Genomic DNA, 623 nt, shown 5'->3' with positions numbered 1-623 from the left:
CCTAAGGTTCTTCCTCCTAATCTAATTTCCAAATCAGGATGTCGATCATGTAAAATTCGAGCAATTTGACTACCAACAACTCCATACCCACCAACAATTAATACTGTTTTTTTATTCATCTGAAACCTCCATTTTAATTAGTGTGTGATTATAAATTTAAACAATTAAAAACTTAAACATTTTAACATATTATCACTAAAAAAAGGGACAAAAGGTGTCCCTAAACTATAAATGAGTACCTAGTTCTTACATTCATCTTCAACTAAAGAAACAAGTTCTTTTAAAAGATTTATTGTTTCATTAAATTCAAGACAATAATACATTTCAGTGCCTTTTTTCTGAACTTGAAGTAACCCTGATTGTTTCAGTATTTTCAAATGATGAGATACAGTAGGTCTTGACATGGGAATATGCTCCGCAATTTGCGTCACATTCAAGCTATCTTTATCAATTAAAAGTGATACAATTTGCTGACGAGTTGGATCTCCCAACCCTTGAAAACATGGTCTTAAATTTTCTAAAATATGCATTACTTTATCATTACAGTTCATTTCGCTAACATTACCTTCCGTTTAAGAATTTAATCATTTAAACGTATTATAAATTACATTGCTATCTAATGC

The 623-nt window shown here is 30.0% G+C and carries 1 protein-coding gene and 1 pseudogene; both read right to left on the bottom strand.

The genetic code is table 11. From position 1 onward, the window contains the following. Window positions 1-119: pseudogene (locus tag B5P42_RS33470) on the bottom strand (saccharopine dehydrogenase); the annotation flags it as partial. Window positions 120-239: 120 nt separating this feature from the next. Next, window positions 240-551: an ArsR/SmtB family transcription factor gene (locus B5P42_RS31385; RefSeq protein ID WP_000995769.1), complete on the bottom strand. Its 312-nt coding sequence runs from the start codon at window positions 549-551 to the stop codon at window positions 240-242. Window positions 552-623 lie beyond the last annotated feature (72 nt).

The organism is Bacillus sp. SRB_331 (genome assembly GCF_003264175.1).
Lineage (GTDB): Bacteria > Bacillota > Bacilli > Bacillales > Bacillaceae_G > Bacillus_A > Bacillus_A mycoides.
Note: the sequence above shows the minus strand (reverse complement) of the source record. Positions and strands in the feature narration are given on the sequence as shown.

Excerpts from the sequence above, each read along its gene's own strand:
- B5P42_RS31385 (WP_000995769.1), bottom strand. The coding sequence starts at position 551 with ATGAACTGTAATGATAAAGTAATGCATATTTTAGAAAATTTAAGACCA.